The following is an 801-nucleotide window of genomic DNA, read 5'->3' as shown; positions in this document are numbered from 1 at the left end:
TGATTATACAAATGTGACTTTGGGTAAGGGTAAAGATTCTTCTCCAGTGGGACTTCATAATGTTGCTGATGGTAAGATTGTTCAGAATTCCCATGATGCAATCACAGGTGGCCAGATTAATACGATCGGTGAAAATATTGCCAAGTTCTTAGGAGGTGAATCAGCCTTTAAAGATGGTGGTTTCACACAGCCAACCTATAAATTATCCAATGTCGATGCTGATGGTAAGGTAACAAACAATTCCTTCAATGATGTTGGCTCAGCATTTACTGGACTTGATACGAATATTAAGAATGTTAATGATCGTATTAAGGAAGTTTCAGAAGGCGTTGCACAGGATTCTTTAAATTGGAATGAAAAAGAAAAGGCCTTTGTAGCGCAGCATGGCGAGGAAAAAGCAAATAGCAAGATCACGTCTCTTGCGAATGGTAACATCACTGAAGATTCAACGGATGCTGTGAATGGCTCTCAGCTATTTGAAACCAATAAGGTTGTTGCAACCTATTTAGGCGGTGGTGCTAGCTATGCAGAAGGAAAGTGGACAGCTCCAARCTTCAAGGTTAAAAAAATTGATACAGAAGGTACAGCGACCGAAGGGAAGTATGATAATGTAGCAGAAGCTTTGACTGATGTTGGTAGTTCTATCACGAATATTCACAATGAAGTTCACAAGGAGATTGGCAAGGTTATAAGCGATAGTCTTGTTAAGCAAGAGAAAGAGGGTGATCATATTACCATTGGTCACGAAACAGGTGGTACAATAATTAACCTTCAAAATAAGAATAAAGAGAACCGCACCCT

1 pseudogene is annotated in these 801 nt (G+C 39.5%); it reads left to right on the top strand.

The features are described from left to right. Positions 1 to 801 (top strand): annotated as a pseudogene (locus tag CER18_RS09770) (Vomp family autotransporter); the annotation flags it as partial.

It is taken from the genome of Bartonella tribocorum (assembly GCF_002777915.1).
In the GTDB taxonomy this organism is placed as follows: domain Bacteria; phylum Pseudomonadota; class Alphaproteobacteria; order Rhizobiales; family Rhizobiaceae; genus Bartonella; species Bartonella tribocorum_A.
Note: the sequence above shows the minus strand (reverse complement) of the source record. Positions and strands in the feature narration are given on the sequence as shown.